Raw genomic sequence first — 24,808 nt, forward strand, 5'->3', positions numbered from 1 at the left:
ATCTAATCCTGTTTGCTCCCCACGCTTTCGAGCCTCAGCGTCAGTTACAAGCCAGAGAGCCGCTTTCGCCACCGGTGTTCCTCCATATATCTACGCATTTCACCGCTACACATGGAATTCCACTCTCCCCTCTTGCACTCAAGTTAAACAGTTTCCAAAGCGTACTATGGTTAAGCCACAGCCTTTAACTTCAGACTTATCTAACCGCCTGCGCTCGCTTTACGCCCAATAAATCCGGACAACGCTCGGGACCTACGTATTACCGCGGCTGCTGGCACGTAGTTAGCCGTCCCTTTCTGGTAAGATACCGTCACAGTGTGAACTTTCCACTCTCACACTCGTTCTTCTCTTACAACAGAGCTTTACGATCCGAAAACCTTCTTCACTCACGCGGCGTTGCTCGGTCAGACTTCCGTCCATTGCCGAAGATTCCCTACTGCTGCCTCCCGTAGGAGTCTGGGCCGTGTCTCAGTCCCAGTGTGGCCGATCACCCTCTCAGGTCGGCTATGTATCGTCGCCTTGGTGAGCCGTTACCCCACCAACTAGCTAATACAACGCAGGTCCATCTGGTAGTGATGCAATTGCACCTTTCAAGCAGATATCATGCAATATCTACTGTTATGCGGTATTAGCTATCGTTTCCAATAGTTATCCCCCGCTACCAGGCAGGTTACCTACGCGTTACTCACCCGTTCGCAACTCATCCGGAGAAGCAAGCTCCTCCTTCAGCGTTCTACTTGCATGTATTAGGCACGCCGCCAGCGTTCGTCCTGAGCCAGGATCAAACTCTCATTAAAAGTTTGAGTTCTCACTCATTTCTGTCACTGACAGATTTATTGTTTTTTCATTGTTCAGTACTACAACCTTAGTTGTAGTGCCCTGCACATTGGTTCGTCTTGTTCAGTTTTCAAAGGTCTTTGTCACTCACTTCTCTCAAGTGACAACTATATTAGTATATCACAGCTGCTTTCGCTTGTCAACACTTTTTTGAAACTTTTTTTAATTTTTTTCATCAAGTGTTTTATCTGCTTCATACTATAGTCCGTACGGGATTCGAACCCGTGTTACCGCCGTGAAAAGGCGGTGTCTTAACCCCTTGACCAACGGACCGGAGTTGTTATTTTCAACTCTTACTATTATACCGACTTTTCGTACTTTGTCAACACCTTTTTTTAATTTTTTTTTAGAAGTCTTGTAATGTTTCCTTCAGCTCTCTGAGAAGGGCTTTGCGGCCTTTAAACCGTTCGTCTTCCCAGAGTTTCGGTTAATTTTTTTCTTACAATAATTGTTTTTTATGAAGCACATATCATTTTTTGAAATATTTCTTCATATTACTCAAGTAACTCTTGCATTCTTATTTTCAGAAAATTTGAATCATTTTCTCTAAGAGAGCATTAACATAGGTGAACTTGTATTTTGTTTTCTATTATATAAAAATCTTTGATTTAAATTCGAGTTCCCTCAACTTTTTTTAAAAAAACAGAGAAAACTTGTGCCTCCTCTGTTTATAGTATTTAAGATAATTAATTTTCTTCACTCATTTTTGATTTTACTTCATCATAAGATAGTGCATGTGATTCCTCTTCTACTGTTTCAGGCATCTTTCCTGTTTCGTATAGAGATTTAATTTGTGTACTATCCAATGTTTCGTATTTCAATAATGCTTCTGCAATCAGCTTGTGAGTTTCACGATTTGACTGGATAATTTCAGCAGCTTTGTTTCGTGCTTCATTCAATAATGAACGAACTTCTTCGTCAATTTCATAAGCTGTTTGTTCTGAAATTGATTTTTGAGGGCTTTGCGCACCAAACATGGCATGACTTCCTTCATATTGTACTGGACCAAGTTTTTCACTCATACCATACTCTGTAACCATAGCACGCGCCATCTGAGTAGCTTGTTCGAAGTCATTAGATGCTCCAGTTGTTTGGACGTTAAAGATAATTTCTTCGGCAACACGTCCACCCATCAAGCCAGCTAATTGTTCTTTCATATCTTCTTTAGATAAAAGCATTTGGTCTTCTTTAGGAAGTGCAATCATATATCCGCCTGCACGTCCACGTGGTACTATAGTAACCTTATGAACAACACGGGCATTTGACAATACTAGACCGACAATGGTGTGTCCTGCCTCATGGTAGGCAACCAATTCACGTTCTTTTTGTGAAACTGTCTTATCTTTCTTAGATGGTCCAGCGATAACACGATCTTCAGCTTCATCAATATCAGAAGCATCAATCACTGATTTATTGCGACGAGCTGCAACTAAAGCTGCTTCGTTCAATACATTTTCCAAATCGGCACCAACAAAACCTGGAGTTTGTTGTGCTACCAATTTCAAATCTACATCTTCAGCTAAAGGTTTATTTCTAGCATGGACTTTCAAAATTGCTTCGCGTCCCTTAACATCTGGACGACCAACTAATACTTTTCTATCAAAACGGCCTGGACGAAGTAGAGCCGGATCAAGAACATCTGAACGGTTTGTTGCCGCAATGACAATAATTCCTTCATTTCCTTCAAAACCATCCATTTCAATCAAGAGTTGGTTTAAGGTTTGTTCTCGTTCATCATTACCTCCACCTAAACCGACACCACGTTGGCGACCAACGGCATCAATTTCATCAATGAAGATAATAGCTGGTGCTGCTTTTTTTGCATCCTCAAAGAGAGAACGTACACGGCTCGCACCGACACCGACGAACATTTCTACAAAGTCAGAACCTGAAATACTAAAGAATGGTACACCAGCTTCTCCTGCGACTGCTTTGGCAAGTAATGTTTTACCAGTTCCTGGAGGTCCTTCTAAGAGAACACCAGCTGGAATCCGGGCACCCAATTTTGTAAATCGTTTTGGATCTTTTAAGAATTCAACAACTTCAACAAGTTCTTGTTTTTCTTCCTCTGCGCCTGCGACATCTGAGAAGCGAACTTTGATATCTTCTTTATTAGCAGCTTTAGCTTTACTACGTCCAAAGCTCATTGGATTACGTCCACTATTTCCGCCCATATTTCCCATCATAGAGAAGAGGAAGAAGAATAAGATAGCAAATGGTACTACTGAAACCAGGATGTTAATCCACATACCACTTGAGCTTTCGTGTTTCACTTCAATCTGAGTTTGGTGTTCACTTGCTAACTTTTGCAAATCCGCTACAGTTGTATCTGATGGGAGGACAATACTTGTAAATTTCTCTACTTTTGTAGCAGAGGGGGTAAAAAATTGAATTCCCGTTTCCTGTTTCTCTGTCTTAGCATTTTTGTAGACACCATACACTTCAATAACACTACCACTTGGTTGGTAGGTCATTTCTTTTACATTGTCGTTAGTGATTTCCTGAACCAATTCTGAGTACTTAATTTGTTGACTATGACCAGCGGATCTGCCAGCAAAAAAGTACTGAAATCCTGTCACTAGCAAGAAAATCATCAACAAATAAAGAAATGGATTTTTTATGAAACCATTATTTTGTTTTTGCATTCAAACACTTACCCTTCTATTTTGAGTAAACTTCCTCTTTCAATACACCTACATAAGGAAGGTTACGATAGTTTTCATTATAGTCTAGTCCATATCCTACAACAAATTCATTTGGAATTGTAAAACATGTATAATCTGCTTCGATTTCTACAGTGCGACCTTCTGGTTTATCAAGCATGGTAACAATCTTCACAGACGCTGCTTCTCTTGCAGTAAACATATCTTTCAAACTTTTCAAGGTTTGACCAGTGTCAATGATATCTTCTACAAAGACAACATGTCGACCTTTAATATCTTGAGTTACGTCTTGTTTAATATTAATGACACCACTACTTACAGTCCCACCATGATAGCTAGAGACCATCATAAAGTCCATTTCAAGATGTGTATCAATATATTTCACCAATTCTGCCATAAAAGGAATAGAACCTTTTAAAATTCCAACTAAAATCGGATTTTTACCCTCATAATCTTTTGTCAACTGAGCACCCAATTTTTTAGCTGCTTCTGTAATTTCATCTTGTGAAATCAAAATTTTCTTGATATCTTTTTCTAACATGATTTTACCTATCTATTTTTTCTATATAAAGTACAGTGTTCATTATATCATTTTTCATTTTTTTACTCAAATCACTGATTTCAATTCCTAAAACTGAACAAATTTTTCCAAATTGCTCAATGATAATAGCTTTTTCTCGTCTTTCTTTAGGAATTTTTAAATCAATAAAAAGTCGCCTTAGTTTTTTACGATGACCATTTTTTATCAAATAATCACCAGGCTGTCGATGCCTTAAAATCAACGATGTTTCACGAGAAACATTCATCTTTTGAATACTTTCACCTTCTAGAGGGATTCCAAATGAAAATAAATAACCTTCATAATGAACTTGATTTTGATAGTTTAACACACACTCACTACTTTTTTCATCAGACTTTGGTCTGATTTTACCAATTCGAAAGTGCTGGTATTCTTTTACAAGTTCATAACCATTTTTTATATAATGGCGATATTGACTCTTAGTTTTTAAAATATGATGAATTTCTTGAAATTGTTCTCTTGTTACATTTAAATCAGCAAAACAACTAAGGTATTGTTGTAGTAACATTCGCTGTGTTGCCTCAGAAAAGAATAAAAACTGAGTTAAATCTTCCACATTGACTGTTTGAGATAATTCAGTCAGAGCAATTTGATAGTCAGATACTTCTTTTCCAAACTCTAAAAATGCTCTCTTTACCTGAATATTTTCTTTTTCCAGTTGTGGTAAGTAAATATTACGAACTCGATTTCGAAAATAGTAATTTTCTTCATTCGTCCTATCTTCAAAATGCTCGATTTCAGGAAAATCCTTCTTATAAAAAGACAGCAAAGGACGAATTAATTCTCCCTTATCAAACGTTTGTCTTTCTTTAATAGCTGATAAGTGTTGTAATCTAACACCCCTAATCATTCGCATAAATACCGTCTCAACCTGATCATCTGCATGATGAGCTGTTACAAGGGCTGTAGAGGAAGTTTTCCCCATTACTTTCCTAAAAAATTTATAGCGAAATTGACGAGCATTTGCTTCTGAAAAATCTCCAGTAAAATGAGCTACGTAAATTGGAACTCCAACTTGTTCAGCTAGTTTTATTAATTCATATTCTTCATGATCCGATTCTAATCGTTGTTTATGGTTTACATGAGCTAAAAATAATTCAATCCCAAGTTCTTCTTGGTAAGTTGAAAGGAGATGAAAAAGAAACATCGAATCCAATCCACCAGACAAGGCTAGTACAACTCGTGAATGATCTTTAAAATAACCTTTTTCTAGAAAATGATTTAAAAAATCTCGGTCTCTCATTTTAGGACCTCATAGACATCCTTAGCAATTTTAGAAATGGTATCATAATCAGAATTTTTAGTAAAGATTGAAATAATGAAAGGAGAATCTGTATAGACTATTCCTACATCGTGTTTAAATTCATCTGCATCCCCAATTTTATGGGCTACCTTAGCAGAAATATTCTTAGCAATCCTCTGATTATCAAAAGCTGTTTGCGATAGCGATTCTAAAACAAAACCATTTTGATTGTAAATAGATTCCATAACTTGACCAGCCATTCTAGCTGAAGCCAACTTATCTGTCACATCCCACTCTTCACCTGCGATAGTAGCCATTTCTTTTTTAAAGGTTTCATCTGATTTATTCGTAATATAATAAGCAAGAATATTATGAGCTACATTGTCAGATTCTTTCGCTGTCTTTGTAATTAAATCTTTGAGAGTGTACTCTTTATTGTCCGCGGTTTTAGGGAGACTTCCACTTCCTTCCGGTTTATAAGAACCAGAGAAATCATTTACTTCAGAAACGTACTTCAATTTCGTGTCAAGTTGGTAATCACCTTGATTGATTTTTTCTTGAACATAATAAAGATAAGGCAATTTCATAACACTAGCAGCGTACATTTTTTGATCTTCATTAATTCCAGCTTCCTTACCCGTGCTCAATTGTTTAACATAAATAGAAAACTGTTCATTTTGATAATTCGCAGATAACAACTCTTGAACTTTCTGGATACGATTGTCATCGTTGGAAATGTAATCCGTCGAAATCCAACCAATTTGTTTGATATGTAAAAATTCATGACCACCAGCAAAAATAGACATATCTGCTTCAACCTCTTGATAAGCTGCTAAAGTAGACTTTAATTCTTGTTGATCATAAGGACTATTATAAACGACAAATCCTAGTTCTAACCATACTCGTTTAGAAAAATCGTTGACAATTGAACTATCGTATAAAAGTCGTTTATCAGCCATCACAAATTGATTATTTGACAATTTAAACACAGGCTGTCCTTGTTTATTTAATCTCCATTCTAAAACAGATAATGTCGTATCTGCATTGACTTTTCCTGATTCTTTAATCAAATCTTCTGTAGAATAAACAGATGTTTCACCATAAAATTTTGGAGATTCTATAACATCTTGATAGTAAAAATGATACGAAGCGTGGGTTAAGGAATAAACTTCTTGGTTTGGAATGATAACTGGATTCTCAGTGCTTACTACTTGGACACTTTTAAAAAAAATAGGAAGTAGTAATATCACTAAAAATTTACGCATTCTTTTTTTCCTCTTCTTCTTGTAGCCGTAACAGATGATTTTTTTGAGCTAACTCTTCTAATTTTTCATCTGATTGACTTAAAAACTTTTCTACAATATCTAATAAATTTTCCATTTTACATTACCTAGGAAGTAAGTCCGGAATAGTATAAACTTCCTCCCATGATTTTGAATAGTAATATTTTGCACGCAAATACTTGGCTGCGTATGTTTCGTCCTTTAATTTGGTTGCAAGATTTGATTCTTTATCTTTTTCATCGCTCAATTCTTGATACTGTTTTTTCAGATCGGCTAACTGTTGGCGACGTTCGAGTAGTTGCTGATAACTTTGAGTCAAATTATAGGTTGGTAGGATGAACAACAACATAATCAAAATCAAAACCCAGCCCATAAAACGATTTCGTCTTTGTCGTTCTTCCATCAAGTATTTACGACGTTGGTGTTCATTTTGAATAAAAGAATTATTCATTTGTACAATTTTTTTATACATCGTTTTCTACCCTTGTTTCGCTGATAATTTCATACATACCTGCAGCATCTTCTTTTTTAGTGCTATCTTTCATTTCTAACACTTTTACGAGCAACAATTTATTTCCAAAACGAATTTCAACTTGGTCATTGATTTTTAAATCTGTAGAACTCTTAGCAAGAATACCATTTACCTTGATACGTCCCTTATCTGCAACTTCTTTAGCTACTGTACGACGCTTAATAATTCTTGATACTTTTAAATATTTATCTAATCTCATTTTTATTACCTCAAATTATTATTGTACCATTTTTCTACCTTTTATAGAAGAAAAAAGATAACTCCTAATGTGACTCTTTTGATTCTTTTATATTTGCTAATGATTCTCCAAAAGTTAAAAGACCTTCTAAAATCTCATAATCCTTTTTATTACGAATATCAAAAACAACTTCAATTAAACCTTGATTTTCTGAAATATTAGCCTTCAAACTTGTCTGAGAAAGAGCCTGGAAATAATCTTGTGTTAAAAATAATTGTTGCGATATTTTTTCAAACTGAATGACCAGCTTATTAACCTTTCTTTCTACACGATTGACAAATACTTTATCAAGATATGCTTTAGCTAATCCAATTTCTAAAAGATAAGCAACCACATCTGGATATTCTCCAAAACGATCGATCAACTCATCTTGTAATTCTTCATAATTGACACGATTGTCAATCTGACGAATTCTCTTGTAAATCTCAATTTTGTGTCTTTCATCCGATATATAATCATCTGGGAGATAGGCATCGATTTGTAGAAGTAACTCAGCATTTCCTTTTTCACGTTTTTTGTCAGTTCCATTTTTCTTAGCTATTGCTTCTTCTAACAACTGAGAGTACAACTCAAAACCAACAGAATCGATAAATCCAGACTGAGAGCTTCCTAAAAGATTCCCAGCTCCACGAATGGATAAATCACGCATAGCAATTTTGAAACCAGAACCCAGTTCAGTAAAACCTTTGATAGCTTCTAATCTCTTCTCAGAAACTTCTGTCAAAGTTTTATCTGGACGATACATGAGATAGGCATAAGCAATTCGATTACTACGACCAACACGACCTCTTAATTGATACAAGGTTGACAAGCCCATATGATCTGCATTTTCTATAAACAAGGTATTAGCATTTGGAATGTCTACACCTGTTTCAATGATTGTTGTAGTCACTAAAATATCATATTGTCCTTCAATGAAATCAAGAAGTGTATTTTCTAAGCGAATTTCACTCATTTGACCATGGACAAATCCAATAGAAGCTTCTGGAATTAGTTCTTGTAACTCTGAAACCTTCTTTTCAATAGTGTCAACTTTGTTGTAAAGATAGTAAACTTGACCACCACGATCCATTTCTCTCAATACAGCATCACGAATGACACGATCATTCTGTTCAAGGACATAGGTTTGTACAGGATATCGATTGGTTGGAGGAGTTTCGATGACTGATAAATCTCGGATACCTAGCATAGACATATGAAGAGTTCGAGGAATTGGTGTAGCTGTCAAGGTTAAGACATCCACCTTCTTTTTTAATTCCTTAAGTGCTTCCTTATGCTTAACACCAAAACGTTGTTCCTCATCAATAATCATCAACCCCAAATCAGCAAACTCAACATCTTTAGACAAGACTCTATGAGTCCCTATCAAGATGTCTACTTGACCTTTTTTTAACTTCTCAAGTGTTTCAGTCTGTTCTTTTTTACTTCTGAAACGACTCAAAACATCTACGTTGACAGCAAATTGTTCAAATCTTTCCTTAAAATTACTGTAATGTTGCTGAGCAAGAACGGTTGTTGGCACTAAAACGACAACCTGTTTATGATCATTGACAGCCTTAAATGCAGCTCGCATGGCAACTTCTGTCTTACCAAAACCAACATCTCCAACTAATAGTCGGTCCATCGGTTGAGGAGCCTGCATATCTTTTTTTATTTCTTCGATACTTCGAAGTTGGTCCTCAGTCTCTACATATGGGAAAGCTTCGTCAAAAGCGTTTTGGTCTTCATCATCTTTTGAAAATGCAAAACCTTTAAGTTGACTTCTCTCTGCATATAACTTAATTAAGTCATCTGCAATATCTTCAACTTGACTCTTTACTTTTTGCTTCGCTTTTTTAAAACGTCCATCATTTAGTTTATTTAACTTTGGAGCTTTTCCATCACTTGAAACATATTTAGATAAGGTTTGAATTTGTTCTACAGGAATAGAAATACGATCACCATTTTGATATAGGACACTTACGTAGTCTCGATGAATTCCTTTGATTTCAATCGTTTCAATCCCTAAATATTGACCAATACCATGGATTTGATGAACAACATAGTCTCCTTTTTGGAGTTCATTATAATCCTTTAATCGTTCAGCGTTACTGATATTTTGTCTTCGATACTTGCGTTTAATCTTCTTTTTAAAAATTTCATATTCAGTGATAAATACAAGATTTTCATCTACAAAATGAAAGCCATGTCGTAGATTTCCTTCAACAAGATTGACAGTTCCTTTACAGATTTTACTTTCATTACTATTATCAACTTTAATATCGTATTCATCAAGAATCGTTGACAGTTTCTTTAGTTCAGTTTTGCTACTTGATTGAAGAACAATCGTATACTTTAATTTTTTGTAACGTTCAATTTCTTCTTTCAGAAAAGAAAACTGATTAAAGAACTCTTGCATAGAATATTGATTGAACTGGTACAGATTATTAAATTTCAAATTTCCAAGCCCTTTTTGAAAATTTGAAAAGAAACTCGCTGGTACATATTTTTTAAACTGACTTTCTACATCAGCAAAATATTGTAAACTTGATGCTGCTTTACTATTATGTAAATCTTCTGTAAAGTAGCTAGCTGTTTCCTTATCAAAAGCATCGTACTGGTTCATGATTTTTTGAAAATCATCAAATATAACAGGAACTTGATTCAAATAGTCTATCAAGGTCCACTGTTTTTTATAAAATACGAACAAAAACTTGCGAATATCTGCATGAAGAACTTGCTCTTTCGTACAACTAAAAACTTCTTCTAGATAAGACTTTAAAGTTGGAGAAAGTGCCTTATCAATCTCATGTTCTAAAAATTTCTGACCACGATGATAATCTTCATTCGTTAACAAAATATCACTAGCTGGATAGATTAGTACTTGAGTTTGACTATCTTTTGATAATTGAGTTTCAGTATCAAATTCTCTAATGCCATCAATCTCATCACCGAAAAATTCAATCCGATAAGGACATATTTGAGAGGTTTCAAATATGTCTAGAATATCTCCACGAAGGCTAAATTCTCCCTGACTTTGAACTTGTGTAACTTTCTTATAACCAAGAGAAATCAAGTGATTTTTTAATTCTCTTTGTTCGCATTCTTGCCCCACTTGAAGTTCTAAGATACTATCATCAAAAACTTGAGGATTCGGCAAGAATACTCGACTAGCTGCGACGTTACAAACTAAAATTCCTCTTTGAAACTCATCTCTTAGAAAACGCAAAGCTTCAACCCGAGAAAAAATCTTTTCCTGAGATGATACCAAAAATTCAACCATTGGTGAATCATCTACTAGAAATGGATAAACCAGATCCGAACCTAATATGGAGATTAGATCATTAATCAGACGCTCAGCCTCTCCATATGTAGAGGTCATCACTAAAACCTTATCCTGACTCTTCAGACTACTAGCAATCGCTAACGATTTTGCTGATCCAGAAAGTTCTAGCAATAATTGTCTTTGTTTCTGTGGTAAGTTCTCATGCCAAGATAGAATTTGTTTATTCTCTAAAAAGAAATCGATTAATGCCATTTCCTTACCCATTATATTTCTGCATCGTCTTTTCAAAGTTTTTTCCTTGTAAATAATAATTTACAGCATCGTCAACCTTGTCAATTGACTGTAAAATACCGATATAATCTTCTTGATCAAACTTACTCAAAACATGGTTAACAACTGACATTCCTTTTTTAGGTCTCCCAATACCAATCTTTACACGATTGAAAACTTGTGTCCCAATATGTTGGATAATCGACTTGATTCCATTATGACCACCAGCTGATCCTTTAGCTCGAAGACGAATTTTTCCGACTTCCATGTCAAGATCATCGTAAATAATCAGTAAATCTTCAATATCTAAACCATAGTAGGTTAACAATGCATGAACAGCTTTTCCACTTTCATTCATAAAAGTCGTCGGTTTCACCAGATAAATTTTTTCACCGTTAAGAAAAAATGAGGCTAACTCAGCTTGGAATATCTTATCGTGTGTAAAGGTAACATTCTGTTTTTTGGCTAGTTGGTCAATCAGCATAAAGCCAACATTATGTTTAGTTTCAAAATATTTATCTCCTGGATTTCCCAATCCTACAAGTAATTTTGTCATTTATATTTCCTTTCAAAAGTCAAAAGGGTTGGAATTTTTTTCCAACCTAATTGACATTATTTTAAATATTGATTAAACGTTAAAGCGGAATTCCATAATATCGCCATCTTGCACGACATATTCTTTTCCTTCTTCACGCAAACGTCCAGCTTCTTTTACAGCCTTTTCAGAGCCGTATTTTACCAAATCGTCATAAGACATGGTCACTGCACGAATAAATCCTTTTTCAAAGTCTGAGTGGATGATACCAGCAGCTTGAGGAGCTTTCATGCCACGTTTAAAGGTCCAAGCACGAACCTCTTTTTCACCAGCTGTGAAGTAAGTTCCAAGTCCTAGTAGGTGATAAGCAGCTCGAGTCAACTTATCCACACCTGATTCTGTCAAACCAATAGCTTCAAGAAACTCTTTTTTATCTTCATCGTCTAACTCAGAAATTTCTTCTTCAGCACGCGCAGAGATAACCACTACCTCTGCATTTTCTGTTGCTGCGAATTCACGAATTTGTTTCACATAATCGATAGATTCTGGGTCTCCAACCACATCCTCATCAACGTTAGCTACATAAAGAACTGGTTTCGTGGTCAAGAGAAAGAGTCCTTTGACAACTTTTTGCTCTTCATCTGTAAATTCAATGGTACGAGCTGATTTTCCATCTTCAAGAACTGGTTTAATTTTTTGGAGAACGTTAAATTCTGCAACTGATTCCTTATCTTTTTGCGTACGCGCCATTTTTTCTACACGCGCATAGCGTTTATTGACTGATTCTAAATCAGCAAGAATCAACTCTAGGTTAATGGTATCAATATCTGCTAGCGGATCCACAAAGGCATCTTCACGACCTTGCTCACGCATGACATTTTCATCATCAAAGGCACGAACCACATGAACAATCGCATCAACTTCACGGATGTTGGCCAAGAATTTATTCCCAAGACCTTCTCCTCTTGATGCTCCTTTTACAATCCCTGCAATATCTGTAAATTCAAAGGTTGTTGGAACTGTCTTTTTAGGAGTAATCATTTCCGTCAATTTTTGGAGGCGTTCATCTGGAACTTCTACCATTCCAACGTTTGGATCAATGGTCGCAAAAGGATAGTTTGCAGCCTCTGCTCCTGCTTTTGTAATTGCATTAAATAGGGTTGATTTACCAACGTTTGGTAAACCTACAATACCTGCTGTTAAAGCCATAGTTTCTCATTCTCCGTTCACATTTCAATCTTCAATATTATAACACAAAAAGGGAAAACTTGCTAACCCTCTTACTATTGGGTTCCTAGTCGATGATTTTGTTCATTTTTCTTTCAAAATCATAGCGACTCATCATGACCACATGATCACAATTGCTACATTTTATCTTTATGTCTGCTCCAACACGGGTAATTTCCCAGCGATTTGCCTTTTTGCCTGTTGACTTAATCGTACAAGCATGAGGTTTTTTCATTTCAACAAAATTTCCAACTTGATACATAGTTAGTCTCCTTTTTCTTTTTCGATTATATCATAAAAGAGGCGAGCTAGGCTCAACCTCTTTCCATTAATTTGTACGAACTGGTGTGATGAGCTGCATGAAATCTTCATCTGTATCAGCTGGAACTAGAGTAAATGGACGAACTGCTGAAATAAAACTGATTGTAACTTTTTCGCTATTCAAAGCTTTTAGTGCTTCAATCAAATAAGTTGGGTTGAAACTAATTGTCAAATCAGCACCACTTACATTTTCAGTATCAATTTCTTCGTTTACTTTCCCTACTTCTGGAGAATGAACATGGGCACTTACAACTCCTTCTTTGATTTCTAATTTAACAGTACCATTTTGTGTCGCACTTGATAAGAGGCGAGCACGTTCCATAGACTGGCGTAGTTTAGCAACATCAAAAGTCACTGTTGTATTGAAATCTGTTGGAATCAATCGATCAGTATCTGGATAATTTCCTTCTAAGAGACGTGTGTAGAAGCTAATATTTTCACTTCTAAAGAGAATTTGATTATTAGCGAAGAAAATCTCTACTGTTTCGATATCATCCGTAAAAACAGCTGAAAATTCGCGTAGCGAACGACTTGGGATGACAACATTAAAATCATCGCTATTTTTTTCAAGAGTCAATTTCTTCTGACTGAGACGGTGAGAGTCTGTCGCAACTGTTTTTAATTCTTTGTGGTTGCTTAAAACAAAGTGGACACCTGTCAAAATAGGACGGCTTTCTTGGGTACTAGCTGCAAAAGCTGTTTCATTGATAATCTTTTTAAGAAGTTTTGTTTCAAGAACTAAAGGATTGCTTGCAGAAATTTCCTGAATACGTGGATATTGCTCACTATCTTTTCCTTTAAGAGTAATCTCTGATTTTCCACTAGTTAAGACAATTTGCTTTTGTTCAATCTCTTTAAAATCAAGTGTTACATCTGGAAGACTTGAAACAACATTGATAAAGAAAGAAGCTTCCAGTAGAACTGAACCTAAAGAGTTAATCAAGAGACCTGCATTTTCATTTTTTTGCGAGATAAAATTTTCGATTGAGATTTGACCATTTGATCCAATCAAGGTAATTCCTTCATTGGTAACATCAATTTTTACAGTTGATAAAATAGGAATTGCATTCTTTGAGTTAATAGCTCTCTTTGTTGTATTTAAAGCTTGTAAAAATAAGTTTTTATTAATTGAAAAATGAATCATGGATTCTCCTTTATTCTTTTTATTATTAGAAGGATAATAGTAATAATAGAGCGTGTGAAATCTGTGGAAAAACACTTGTAATCAAGAAAACTCAAGGACAGAGCCTTGTTTAAAAGATGTGGATAAATAAGAGATTTTTTAAAAAGTTATCCACAAGTTATTTAATTTTCTTTTTGATGTTTTCAATTTCTATACGTAAATTATCATCTGTTTCAAGCATGGATTTGATTTTTCCATGAGCGTGAATGACCGTTGTGTGGTCTTTACCACCAAACTCTTTTCCAATCTTAGGAAGGCTATTATCAGTCATTTCTCTGGCTAGATACATGGCAACTTGACGGGCTAAAACGATATTTTGAACACGTCTAGTTCCTTTCATTTCCTTGACACTAACACCATAGAAGTTTCCAACTTCTGTCTGGATTTTATCAATTGGAATCACGATCATTTTGCTAACGTCTTGTTTACGAGCACGGATAGCTTCAGCTGCAATGTCAACTGTGATATCGTTAATCTTTTTGACTTTGGCCATTAGGCTTATGTCGTTGAGTGCTCCCTCGAGTTCTCGCACGTTAGAGTCAAATTGTCCAGCCAGATATTCGAGTGTATCATTCTGAAAGTGATAGTTGAGATGTTCAGTCTTACTCTGTAAAATAGCAATACGTGTTTCAAAATCAGGTGGTGTGATATCTGTCGTTAATCCCCATGAGAAGCGCGTGACCAGACGTTCGGGCAGACTCTCTAAATGTTCAGGTCTACGGTCACTCGTCAAAACAATCTGTTTATTATTATTGTGAAGGGCGTTAAATGTATTGAAAAACTCTTCCTGAGTTTGTACTTTCTTTCCACTAAGTGATTGAATATCATCAATGAGTAGGAGGTCTAAACTACGGTAAGTTTTCTTGAATTTTTCCATATCATTGAGTCTCAAATGCTCTAGAAATTCATTAATGAAACTTTCAGCAGGTATGTATTTTACACGCGCATTTGGGCTCTTTTTTAGAATTTCATTTCCAAGGGCATTTAACAAGTGAGTTTTTCCAAGTCCAGGCCCTCCGTAGATAAATAGAGGATTGTAAGTTAATCCTGGATCTTCAGAAACAGCCAAAGCAGCAGACTTAGCCCAAACATTACCATCCCCTTGAACAAAATTATCGAAAGTATACTTTTCCTTGAGTCCAGTTTCAGAATATGGAATAGTGGATTGACTTGGTTGATAATCGTTGCCAGGTTCAGACTCGAAAGCTACTTGTGAGCTAGCTTCTTCAACTTTCGTGAAGATATAATGAGCTTTTATTTCAGTATCATAGATTTCAAAACCTGCTGCTAAAAGCATCCCATTGATATTTCGTTCCCAGAATATCTGCATTTCATCGCGGGGTAAGAAAATCGTTGCAGTATTTTCTTCAACTTTAACCAGTTTTGCGTCTAAAATATAGAAATCATAAACTGACTGAGTTAATTTATCATGTGCAAGTTCTAAAAGACGATTCCAAAATTGTTTTTCCTTCAATGATTTTCTCCTCCTTTACTATAGAATTTAAAAGGTTTATTGATAGAATCATTTTACCATAGATAAGATTATTTTTCCACAAGTTGTGGAAAACAATTAACAATGTTTTTAAATGTTATCCACAAAATGTGGATAACTAAGAAAGATTCTGAAATACTGGGCTTTTAAAAACTAAAATGTAGTGGATAACCATGTTAGTTAAGAATACTAAAATAACAGCCTTATTTCAGGCTGTTAATAAATTGTTGGTATTCATCTTGGTTATGGAAGGAAATTGAAATTTTACCACTATCTTTTTTTTGTAGCTTAATCTGAACATCTAATCCGAGTATTTTTTTCAATTTTTGCTCTTCGTCTTTGACAAAGTGGTCTTTTTCTTTTCTGCTGCTCTTCTTCGTTTTTTGTAGTATTTGTTCAACTTGTCGAACAGAGAGATTTTCAGTTTGAATACGATTCAAGAGTTTATCTTGTTTATCACTTGATAATTGAATGAGGAGTCTAGCATGAGCTTGAGAAAGTCTACCACTTTCAACTTCTGTCAGGATATGTTTAGGTAATCCTAACAATCGAACTAGGTTTGTAATATAAGGTCGAGATTTCCCCATTTTTTCAGCAATTTCTGTGTGGGTAAAACCTTTATCAATTAAGGATTGATATGCTTTAGCTTCCTCGATAGGATTTAAATTTTCTCGTTGGAGATTCTCAATGATAGAATGAAGCATCATATCTTGATCAGAAAGTTGCTTAACAATGACTGGAACTTCTGAAAGTCCAGCAGCTATTGAAGCACGATACCGTCTTTCTCCAGCTAGAATTTCATATCCAAGTACTGGAGATTTTCTAACGATAATAGGCTGAATCAAGCCGTTTTCCTTAATAGATTGTGCCAGTTCTTGAATTTTTTCTTCTGAAAATTCCTTACGAGGTTGATAGGGATTTTTTTGAATATCTTTTATTTGAACAATTTTAAATTCTTCCATAATTCTACATTAACACAACTTAGATATTCTGTAAAGCAACTTTACATATCTGTAAACTACTTATCTAAATCACTAGTACTTTTATCTAATTTAATAGTTGTTGTTTCTTCCTTACCATCACGGTAGTAAGTAACAGTCATACTGTCTCCAATAGAATGACTATATAGAGCACTTTGCAATTCAGTAGTGGAAGAAATAGCTTTATCATCTATTTTTGTAATGACGTCATATTGTTGCAGATGTCCATTGGCAGGCATATTTTTTTGAACAGAACGAACAGCTACACCAGAAGTAACATTTCCAGGAAGTTTTAGTTTTTGAAGATCAGTTGTACTAAGATTTGATAAGTTAACCATGTGGATTCCAAGAGCAGGTCGAGTTACTTTTCCATCTTTTTCCAACTGCTTAATAATATTAATTACATCGTTTGCAGGAATGGCAAAACCGAGACCTTCGACAGATGTTCCACCATTAGAGGCAATTTTACTTGATGTAATACCGATGACTTGGCCTTGGATATTAATCAAAGGACCACCTGAGTTCCCAGGGTTAATAGCTGTATCTGTTTGGATAGCATTAGTTGAGATAGCTTGTCCGTCTTCAGATTTTAGAGATACATTTCTATTTAAACTTGATACAATCCCCTGTGTCACAGTATTGGCATATTCAGAACCTAGAGGACTTCCGATTGCAATAGCTGTTTCTCCAACTGTTAGTTGACTAGAATCACCAAATTCGGCTACTGTTGTGACCTTATCTGCAGCAATTTTTACAACGGCAATATCTGAATAAGTATCAGAACCCACAATTTCACCAGGGACTTTTGTACCATCTGCTAAACGAATATCAACTTTTTTAGCACCATTAATAACGTGAGTATTGGTTACAAGGTAAGCAGTATCCCCTTCCTTTTTATAAATGACACCAGAACCTTCACTGTATACTTGTTCAGCATTGGTATCTGTATCAGTTTCATCAGATCCGAGTAAACTGTTTTGAGAGTTTGATGAGTAAGTAATGACAGATACAACAGCATCTTTAACTTTATCAACTGCTTGAGTAGTTGAGTTTTCATTTTTTACAGCTGTTTTGCTTACAGTCGTTGTAGTTGTCGTACCACTATTTTGTTTTTGACTGAGTTGCAATGTGGTAAAAGTACCTAAAACACCACTAAAAAAGCTAATGAGAATGACTACTAAAAGTTGTCCCCATTTTTTGGAACTAGTTTGTAAGTTTTTCATAGAAGCCTCCATGTTTTTTTATCAATGAAAGTATAAAATAGCTAGCTTAATTCAAGCTTAAAAACAAAAAGTTTTTCACAACTTGTGGATAACTTTCAAAAACCTGTGAATTTATTGAAGTTTTTCAAAATCTTATCTGTGAATAAGATGTGAAATTGAGTGTGAATATGTTAGAATAGAAGAATGAAAATTAAAGTGGTAACAGTTGGAAAACTGAAAGAAAAATATCTCAAAGATGGCATAGCAGAATACTCCAAGAGAATTTCACGATTTGCTAATCTAGAAATGATTGAGTTGGCTGATGAAAAAACACCAGATCGGGCCAGCGAATCTGAAAATCAAAAGATTTTGGAGTTGGAAGGGAACCGCATTCTTGCTAAAGTAGGGGAACGTGATTTTGTAATTGTTTTAGCTATTGAAGGAACAACTTTTTCTTCTGAAGAGTTCAGTAAGCAGCTTGAAAGAGCTTCTATCAATGGATTTTCGACAATCACTTTTATCATTGGTGGGAGTTTAGGACTATCTCCAGAGGTGAAAAAGAGAGCCAATCTCTCTGTTAGTTTTGGGAGATTGACGCTTCCTCATCAACTAATGAGATTAGTCTTAGTAGAACAAATTTATAGAGCGTTTTCGATTCAACAGGGCTCTCCCTATCATAAATAGATGATTGACTAAGCTAGCTTTTTTTGATAAGATAGATTAGTAAGGTCTCATAGCTCAGCTGGATAGAGCATTCGCCTTCTAAGCGAACGGTCGCAGGTTCGAATCCTGCTGGGATCAGTGTTAAATCGTAAGCTGGGAAAAAATCCCAGCTTTTTTTGTAAAAATTTGACATTTCAGAATAAAATTTGAGCATTTGAGAAATAATTCTCTATAGGAATCGTAGATTTTATATAATATTTTTGTAAGTTAATTTACAAGAAAAACATTATAGGAGTTTATATTATGAAAAAGAATACAGATTTTGCTCAAATGAAAGATTTCCAAGAATTGAACGAAAAAGAACTGCAGGAAATCAGAGGTGGGGAATGGAGACCTCCATATACAATAAATAATTTTCTTTTTCCAAAAAGAAAGTAAGTAAAAATAAAGGTGGGAAATAATGAATTTATTCGGATTAGTAATTGCTATTGTTTATGTTTTTATTATTAGTAAAATTCATGAATGGGTTTGTAAAGCAACTAGAAAAGACCAATATTTTTTTAGTCTTTATATATTTCTAATACCATTAGTATTGGAAATAATTCTCTATTTCTTGAAATTAGATAGTTTTAGTTTGTCTAAATTTTTATTTCCTTTCCTCCTATTTGGTTACTTTGTTGGATTTAAGAAGTATGAGAAATCTAAGGGAATTTTTATCAGTCTATTATTTTCTCTTTTATATAATAGTACTAATAACTTTTTATCAGTAACCTTATCATCTATTACAGGAGATGAGTTTGCATTGAAGTATAACAATTATTTTTCTCTATTTATCCTGATCTTAACTTATTTGGTTATTAAAGTTGTTGTGTCTTATTTCCATCTCGAATTTAAATATTTTGATAAAGACTATCTATATCCTTTTCTGAAGAAAGTGCTCTTTGCATTTATTTTTCTACACGTTGTCTCTTTCACTTCAGATATTGTGAGTACGATTCGTCACTTAAATGGTTTTGGAAGTATTTTATCATCCATTGTTTTTGTTGGCCTACTTTTGACTTTTTTCTCCATGAATTCTCATAAAGTTCAGATAGAAAAAGAGATTGAATTGGAACAAAAGAAGTTTGAGCAAAAACATTTACAAACTTACACGGATGAGATTGTTACTTTATATAATGAAATTCGTGGTTTTCGCCATGATTATACAGGCATGCTTGTCAGCTTAAGAATGGCGATCGAAAGTAAAGATTTACAAGAAATTGACAGAGTTTACAGTGAAGTACTTGTAAAGGCGAATCAAAAATTACGTTCAGACAAGTATACCTATTTCGATTTGAACAATATTGAGGATTCAGCACTTCGTAGTTTAATTGCCCAATCTATTGTCAATGCGAAAACTAATGATGTAGAGTACACATTAGAGGTAAAAGATATTATTACACCTTTATCTATGGAATTGTTAGATTTAGTGCGCGTGATGAGCGTTCTGCTCAATAATGCTGTTGAAGGGGCAGTTGAAAGCTATCAAAAACAACTAGAGGTAGCTATTATCAAGTTGGATCTTGAAACCCTAGTTGTCATCCAAAACTCTTGTAAAAAAAGAAAGGTAAAATCCGAAGATTTATTTGAATTAGGATTTTCAACTAAAGGAAGACATAGAGGACTTGGACTTAATAATGTTAAAGAAATTTTAGGAAAATATGACAATGTTATTTTAGAAACAGAAATTGATAATGATGTATTTAAACAAGTAATTAGATTTAAGAGGGAACTGATATGAAAGTATTAATTTTAGAAGATATTATAGAACACCAAGTAAGGTTGGAAACAACTCTAAATAAAATTTCTAAGGAAACAAATATTCCTATCTCCTATAAAACAACAGGAAAAGTAAGAGAATTTATGGAATATGTAGAGCATGATGAAGTCAATCAGCTTTATTTTCTAGATATTGATATCAATGGGATTGAGAGAAAAGGATTTGAGGTTGCTCAATTTATTCGTCATCGCAATCCTTATGCCATTATTGTTTTTATTACAAGTCGATCTGAATTTGCTACTTTGACTTATAAATACAAAGTTTCAGCATTGGATTTTATTGATAAAGAAACCAGTGATCAAGTTTTTAAAAATAGAGTTGCCGACTGTGTGCTTTACACTAAGACTACTTTACTTGAAAACCAATCAGTCGTTGATTATTTTGATTATAGTTATAAAGGAAATGATCTTTGTATTCCTTATCATGATATTCTCTACATTGAAACAACGGGAACTTCTCATAAATTACGAATTGTAGGTAAGAATTTTGCCAAAGAATTCTATGGAACAATGACAGATATTCAAGAAAAGGATAGGGAAACCCAACGTTTTTATCTAGCTCACAAGTCATTTTTAGTCAATATTGGTAATGTGAGAGAAATTGATCGTAAAAAAATGGAAGTTGTATTTTATGAAGATCATCGTTGTCCTATCTCTCGTCTAAAAACTAAAAAATTGAGAGAACTAATGGCTAAAAACCAAAAAAAGTAATTGACAATTTTTGATAAATTGATATAATGGTTATATCTGCTACAGGTAGAGGGTCCGTTGGTTAAGAATTCGTCTTTTCATAGCGGTAACACGGGTTCGAATTCCGTACGGACTATTTAATCCGCCATAGCTCAGTTGGTAGTAGCGCATGACTGTTAATCATGATGTCGTAGGTTCGAGTCCTACTGGCGGAGTCAGATGAAAGGAACACTAATTTGGTGTTCCTTTTTTGATTCTTTGTTCGATGTAATGAGGGAAGGCATATTCAATATATTGAGAGAGAATGATTTTTGTCCGAAAATAAAACTAAGAAAATTGTATTACCTTAGCCTAATAAGAACAACAAAATAGGCTCCATAATATCCATAGGGGTTTGATTTCCTATAACTATTATAGAGCTTTTTATTAATTTGTATCCCCTAACATTTTCATCAAAAAGTCCGTGATTTCTTGTGGACTTTCTTTTTTTCCGTGGGCAATCCAGGTTTGACAGACTCCAAAGAGAGCATTTGTTAGATAGACGCTACTGTATTCTAATTCTACTTCATTTAGTTTGAGTTGCATAAAACGTTTTTGAAGGTCTGTGCTCAGTAGGATGTGAAGCTTATTTCGCAGGAAATTTTGAATTTCCTTGGTTCCATTTTCAGATAAAAGAGCTGCTAGAAGCGGTTCTGATTCTAAGTATTCAAATACTTCTAGAATAGCATCTCGTTTGTGATTAGCATGTTTTTGAAAGATATATTCGAAGGTGTGAAATAGTTTACTTTGGTAATGTTCAATCATATCGTATTTATCTTTGTAATGAGTATAGAAACTGGAGCGGCTAATTCCAGCTTTTTGTGCTAATTTAACAGTTGTAATCTGATCGAATGGTTGTTCCATCAATAATTCTACCATGGCATTTTCGATAATGCGCTTTGTTTTTAATCGTTTATTACTTTCTTGCATGTTCCCTCCAGATGAACATTTTTAGACAATGTGTTTAAAAATAGATTTTTTATCTTGTCTTTTTAATTTTTTTATGTATAATCTATTATATCAAAAATTTAGACAAGTAGTTTAAAAAAGGAGACAATATGTTTAAAGAATGGAAAGCAATCTTTAAAAAACCGACATTTATTATTGTCATGATAGGAATTTCCTTAATTCCAGCTCTTTACAATATCATTTTCTTATCATCAATGTGGGATCCATACGGTAAACTTTCGGAGTTACCTGTAGCAATTGTTAATAAGGATCAAGCTGCTACTTATAATGATGAAAAACTTACTATTGGTGAAGACATGGTGTCTAATTTAAAAGATAGTGATAGTCTGGATTTTCATTTTGTAGATGAAGGTGAGGGAGAAAGAGGACTGCGGGATGGAGATTATTACATGGTTGTAACGTTGCCAAGTAATCTTTCTGAGAAAGCTTCTTCTATCCTTACAAATCATCCTGAACAGATGACGATTGACTATCAGACATCAAGTGGTCATAGTTTTATTGCAAGCAAGATGAGTGATTCTGCCATGACACAAATCAAACAGACTGTGGCTGCTAAAGTTACTCAATCTTATACCAAAGCTTTATTTGATAAGATGGGGGATTTAAAACTTGGTTTATCTCAAGCGGCAAATGCAAGTTTACAGTTGGCTGATGGTTCGAATCAGCTTTCTGATGGGAGTCAAACCTTATCAACCAATCTTCAAACCTTAGCTCAATCGAGTCTCACATTTTCTAATGGTGCTGATCAATTATCTACAGGATTAGGAACCTATACAGCTGGTGTAAATCAGTTAAATCTTGGTCTTGGTAATTTTAATACTGGTTTAAATCAATATACCAGCGCTATTTCACAAATCGATAATGGATTAAACCAACTGAATTCACAGACACCGGCACTGGTATCAGGATTGACTCAACTTGATGCAGGCACACAAGCCTATACAGGTGGTGTTTCTCAACTCAATTCAGGATTAAATCAATTTTCACTTGGTATTGATACTTATACAAATGGAGTTCAAAGTCTATCATCAGGTGCAAATCAGATTTCTACAAAATCAGAGACTCTACGTACAGGATTAACACAACTTAATCAAGGTATTCAAGAACTTTCTACTCAATTAGATGGTGCAAACCAACAAAAAGATCAGATTAAACAATTAGCAACTAGTTTAGAGCAATTTAATCAAGCTATTCAAAATATTCAAACAGCAGATAGTGGAGAGATAACACAAGTAACAAACCAGCTTTCTAGTAGTCTATCAACGATTGCAAATTCAGCACAAAGCATCATTACTTCAAATCAATCTGAAAAAGAAACTACTTTATCAGCTATTCAATCTACGAGTGCTTATCAAAGCTTAACTCCTGACCAACAGGCAGAGATAACTTCTGTGGTTTCTAATCAATCATCTTCTACTAGTGAATCAGCACGAACAATTTTAACTACAGTTCAAACGTTACAATCTTCTTTAGAAAATGTAACCACTCAAACAAATAGTTTAACTCAATTAAAGAATCACTCAAGTCAATTATTACCAACTGCTTCTTCAACATTGACAAGTTTGTCAAGTGGATTAACACAGGTTCAAACAGCAATTGATGGTCAGTTATTGCCAGCTAGTCAAACTCTTGCATCTGGTATTGACAGCTATACAAAATCTGTAGACCAAGTAGCTTTAGGAGCAAGTCAGTTGAGTTCGAAAAATTCGAACTTGACAGGAAGTTTCAATAAGTTGCTACAAGGCTCTAATCAGTTGACAGAAAAATCTTCTACATTGACAGGTGCTACTGCTAAATTAGCAGCGAATGGGCCAGAATTAGCAACAGGAATTGATAAACTTGCATCAGGTGTCAACCAAGTAAACAATAAAACATCAGATTTAACTGCTGGAATTAATCAATTACAAGCGGGTTCTCAACAATTAGCTGATAAATCAGACCAGCTAGTTTCAGGAGCAAATCAACTGGCTAATGGTTCTGAAAAAATAGCTAGTGGAGCAGATCAACTTGCTCAAGGATCTGAAATTTTACAATCAGGACTCGGAAAATTAAGTGATGGTTCAAGTCAATTAAATCAAGGGTTGACAGATGCTGATAAACAATTGAATAAGGCTTCAACTGAACCAAAAAATGCAGACTTACTGGCTGATCCTCTAAGTCTTTCAAAAACTGATACGGACCAAGTAGCAGTTAATGGAATTGCCATGGCTCCATATATGATATCAGTTGCTCTTTTTGTTGCTGCTATTTCAACTAATATGATTTTTGCTAAATTACCTTCTGGGCGCCATCCAGAAAGTCGCTGGGCTTGGTTTAAGTCTCGCTTTGAAATTAACGGTATCATTGCTGGTTTGGCAGGAGTATTAGTTTATGGTGGAGTACATTTAATTGGACTTACTGCAGTTCACGAATTCAAAACCTTTGCTTTGATCATTTTAACCAGTCTTGCTTTCATGGCGATGGTAACAGCATTGACAACCTGGAATTCTCGCCTAGGCGCTTTCTTCTCCTTAATTTTATTACTCCTTCAATTAGCATCAAGTGCAGGAACTTATCCTTTAGCTTTGACGAATCAATTCTTTAAAACTATTAATCCATGGTTACCTATGAGTTATTCAGTTTCAGGTTTGCGACAAACCATTTCTATGACAGGCAATATTCATAGTCAGATTATTTTCCTTATCTTTACAGTAATGATTTTTGTTGCTTTAGGAATGCTAGCCTATCAACCTAAAAAAGCTGAAGAAGACTAAAAACAATCGACCAATTCGGTCGATT

At 34.8% G+C, this 24,808-nt stretch carries 21 protein-coding genes, 3 tRNA genes and 1 rRNA gene; 7 read left to right on the forward strand and 18 right to left on the reverse strand.

What is annotated here, in order from left to right; translation table 11 throughout:
- The 17 genes from TZ96_RS00010 to TZ96_RS00090 form a co-directional block, all read right to left on the reverse strand.
- Positions 1–797 (reverse strand): 16S ribosomal RNA (locus TZ96_RS00010); the annotation flags it as partial.
- A gap of 241 nt (positions 798–1,038) precedes the next feature.
- Positions 1,039–1,110: transfer RNA gene (locus TZ96_RS00015), tRNA-Glu, on the reverse strand.
- Between the two features lie 413 nt (positions 1,111–1,523).
- Positions 1,524–3,482, reverse strand: coding sequence for an ATP-dependent zinc metalloprotease FtsH (gene ftsH / locus TZ96_RS00020; protein WP_045762393.1), 1,959 nt, complete (start codon positions 3,480–3,482; stop codon positions 1,524–1,526).
- Between the two features lie 16 nt (positions 3,483–3,498).
- A complete protein-coding gene (gene hpt, locus TZ96_RS00025; protein ID WP_000890189.1) occupies positions 3,499–4,041 on the reverse strand; it encodes a hypoxanthine phosphoribosyltransferase in 543 nt (180 codons plus the stop codon).
- A gap of 4 nt (positions 4,042–4,045) precedes the next feature.
- Positions 4,046–5,323, reverse strand: a complete 1,278-nt coding sequence (gene tilS, locus TZ96_RS00030; RefSeq protein WP_045762394.1) for a tRNA lysidine(34) synthetase TilS — start codon at positions 5,321–5,323, stop codon at positions 4,046–4,048.
- A complete protein-coding gene (locus TZ96_RS00035; protein WP_045762395.1) occupies positions 5,320–6,588 on the reverse strand; it encodes a serine hydrolase in 1,269 nt (422 codons plus the stop codon). Before TZ96_RS00035 ends, tilS begins: the two co-directional genes overlap by 4 nt.
- Positions 6,581–6,703, reverse strand: a complete 123-nt coding sequence (locus TZ96_RS11030) for an SP_0009 family protein (RefSeq protein ID WP_045762396.1) — start codon at positions 6,701–6,703, stop codon at positions 6,581–6,583. Before TZ96_RS11030 ends, TZ96_RS00035 begins: the two co-directional genes overlap by 8 nt.
- A 6-nt stretch (positions 6,704–6,709) precedes the next feature.
- On the reverse strand, positions 6,710–7,078 hold the full coding sequence (locus tag TZ96_RS00045; protein ID WP_000277028.1) for a septum formation initiator family protein: 369 nt from the start codon (positions 7,076–7,078) through the stop codon (positions 6,710–6,712).
- Positions 7,071–7,337 carry an RNA-binding S4 domain-containing protein gene (locus TZ96_RS00050; RefSeq protein ID WP_001234970.1) on the reverse strand — a complete coding sequence of 89 codons (267 nt, stop codon included), beginning with the start codon at positions 7,335–7,337 and terminating at the stop codon, positions 7,071–7,073. The genes TZ96_RS00045 and TZ96_RS00050 overlap by 8 nt, the downstream gene beginning before the upstream one ends.
- 64 nt (positions 7,338–7,401) lie before the next feature.
- Positions 7,402–10,905: a transcription-repair coupling factor gene (gene mfd, locus TZ96_RS00055; protein ID WP_198921484.1), complete on the reverse strand. Its 3,504-nt coding sequence runs from the start codon at positions 10,903–10,905 to the stop codon at positions 7,402–7,404.
- Positions 10,898–11,467: an aminoacyl-tRNA hydrolase gene (gene pth / locus TZ96_RS00060; protein ID WP_045762397.1), complete on the reverse strand. Its 570-nt coding sequence runs from the start codon at positions 11,465–11,467 to the stop codon at positions 10,898–10,900. Before pth ends, mfd begins: the two co-directional genes overlap by 8 nt.
- 72 nt (positions 11,468–11,539) lie before the next feature.
- The gene (gene ychF, locus TZ96_RS00065; protein ID WP_045762398.1) at positions 11,540–12,655 is read right to left on the reverse strand and encodes a redox-regulated ATPase YchF; all 1,116 of its coding nucleotides are present in this window, start codon (positions 12,653–12,655) and stop codon (positions 11,540–11,542) included.
- A gap of 85 nt (positions 12,656–12,740) precedes the next feature.
- Complete coding sequence (locus TZ96_RS00070; protein ID WP_000285188.1) at positions 12,741–12,935, reverse strand: DUF951 domain-containing protein; 195 nt, start codon at positions 12,933–12,935, stop codon at positions 12,741–12,743.
- A gap of 66 nt (positions 12,936–13,001) precedes the next feature.
- Positions 13,002–14,138 (reverse strand): DNA polymerase III subunit beta, encoded by a 1,137-nt coding sequence (gene dnaN, locus TZ96_RS00075; protein WP_045762399.1) that lies wholly within the window; start codon positions 14,136–14,138, stop codon positions 13,002–13,004.
- A gap of 157 nt (positions 14,139–14,295) precedes the next feature.
- Entirely contained in the window at positions 14,296–15,651 is a 1,356-nt protein-coding gene (dnaA, locus tag TZ96_RS00080) for a chromosomal replication initiator protein DnaA (protein ID WP_045762400.1), read from the reverse strand.
- Positions 15,652–15,872: 221 nt separating this feature from the next.
- Positions 15,873–16,631, reverse strand: coding sequence for a ParB/RepB/Spo0J family partition protein (locus TZ96_RS00085; protein ID WP_045762401.1), 759 nt, complete (start codon positions 16,629–16,631; stop codon positions 15,873–15,875).
- A gap of 56 nt (positions 16,632–16,687) precedes the next feature.
- Positions 16,688–17,872, reverse strand: a complete 1,185-nt coding sequence (locus tag TZ96_RS00090; RefSeq protein ID WP_045762402.1) for a S1C family serine protease — start codon at positions 17,870–17,872, stop codon at positions 16,688–16,690.
- A gap of 183 nt (positions 17,873–18,055) precedes the next feature.
- On the opposite strand from TZ96_RS00090, the gene rlmH reads away from it, so the two are divergent.
- The 6 genes from rlmH to TZ96_RS00115 all read left to right on the forward strand — a co-directional run bounded on the left by rlmH (position 18,056) and on the right by TZ96_RS00115 (position 21,237).
- Positions 18,056–18,535, forward strand: a complete 480-nt coding sequence (gene rlmH, locus TZ96_RS00095) for a 23S rRNA (pseudouridine(1915)-N(3))-methyltransferase RlmH (protein ID WP_045762403.1) — start codon at positions 18,056–18,058, stop codon at positions 18,533–18,535.
- A gap of 43 nt (positions 18,536–18,578) precedes the next feature.
- Positions 18,579–18,652: transfer RNA gene (locus tag TZ96_RS00100), tRNA-Arg, on the forward strand.
- A 165-nt stretch (positions 18,653–18,817) separates the two neighbouring features.
- Positions 18,818–18,952, forward strand: a complete 135-nt coding sequence (comC, locus tag TZ96_RS09990; RefSeq protein ID WP_080936286.1) for a competence-stimulating peptide ComC — start codon at positions 18,818–18,820, stop codon at positions 18,950–18,952.
- A 22-nt stretch (positions 18,953–18,974) separates the two neighbouring features.
- On the forward strand, positions 18,975–20,294 hold the full coding sequence (comD, locus tag TZ96_RS00105) for a competence system sensor histidine kinase ComD (RefSeq protein ID WP_045762404.1): 1,320 nt from the start codon (positions 18,975–18,977) through the stop codon (positions 20,292–20,294).
- Positions 20,291–21,043 (forward strand): competence system response regulator transcription factor ComE, encoded by a 753-nt coding sequence (gene comE / locus TZ96_RS00110; RefSeq protein ID WP_045762405.1) that lies wholly within the window; start codon positions 20,291–20,293, stop codon positions 21,041–21,043. Before comD ends, comE begins: the two co-directional genes overlap by 4 nt.
- A gap of 120 nt (positions 21,044–21,163) precedes the next feature.
- Positions 21,164–21,237 (forward strand) — tRNA-Asn (locus tag TZ96_RS00115).
- Between the two features lie 211 nt (positions 21,238–21,448).
- On the opposite strand, the gene TZ96_RS00120 is transcribed toward TZ96_RS00115, so the two are convergent.
- Positions 21,449–21,991 (reverse strand): TetR/AcrR family transcriptional regulator, encoded by a 543-nt coding sequence (locus TZ96_RS00120; protein WP_001158257.1) that lies wholly within the window; start codon positions 21,989–21,991, stop codon positions 21,449–21,451.
- Between the two features lie 128 nt (positions 21,992–22,119).
- Here TZ96_RS00120 and TZ96_RS00125 point away from each other — a divergent pair, with 128 nt between their 5' ends.
- On the forward strand, positions 22,120–24,783 hold the full coding sequence (locus TZ96_RS00125; protein WP_045762406.1) for a YhgE/Pip domain-containing protein: 2,664 nt from the start codon (positions 22,120–22,122) through the stop codon (positions 24,781–24,783).
- Positions 24,784–24,808: the final 25 nt, after the last annotated feature.

Origin of the sequence: Streptococcus infantis, assembly GCF_000963255.1 — a bacterium.
Taxonomy (GTDB): domain Bacteria; phylum Bacillota; class Bacilli; order Lactobacillales; family Streptococcaceae; genus Streptococcus; species Streptococcus nidrosiense.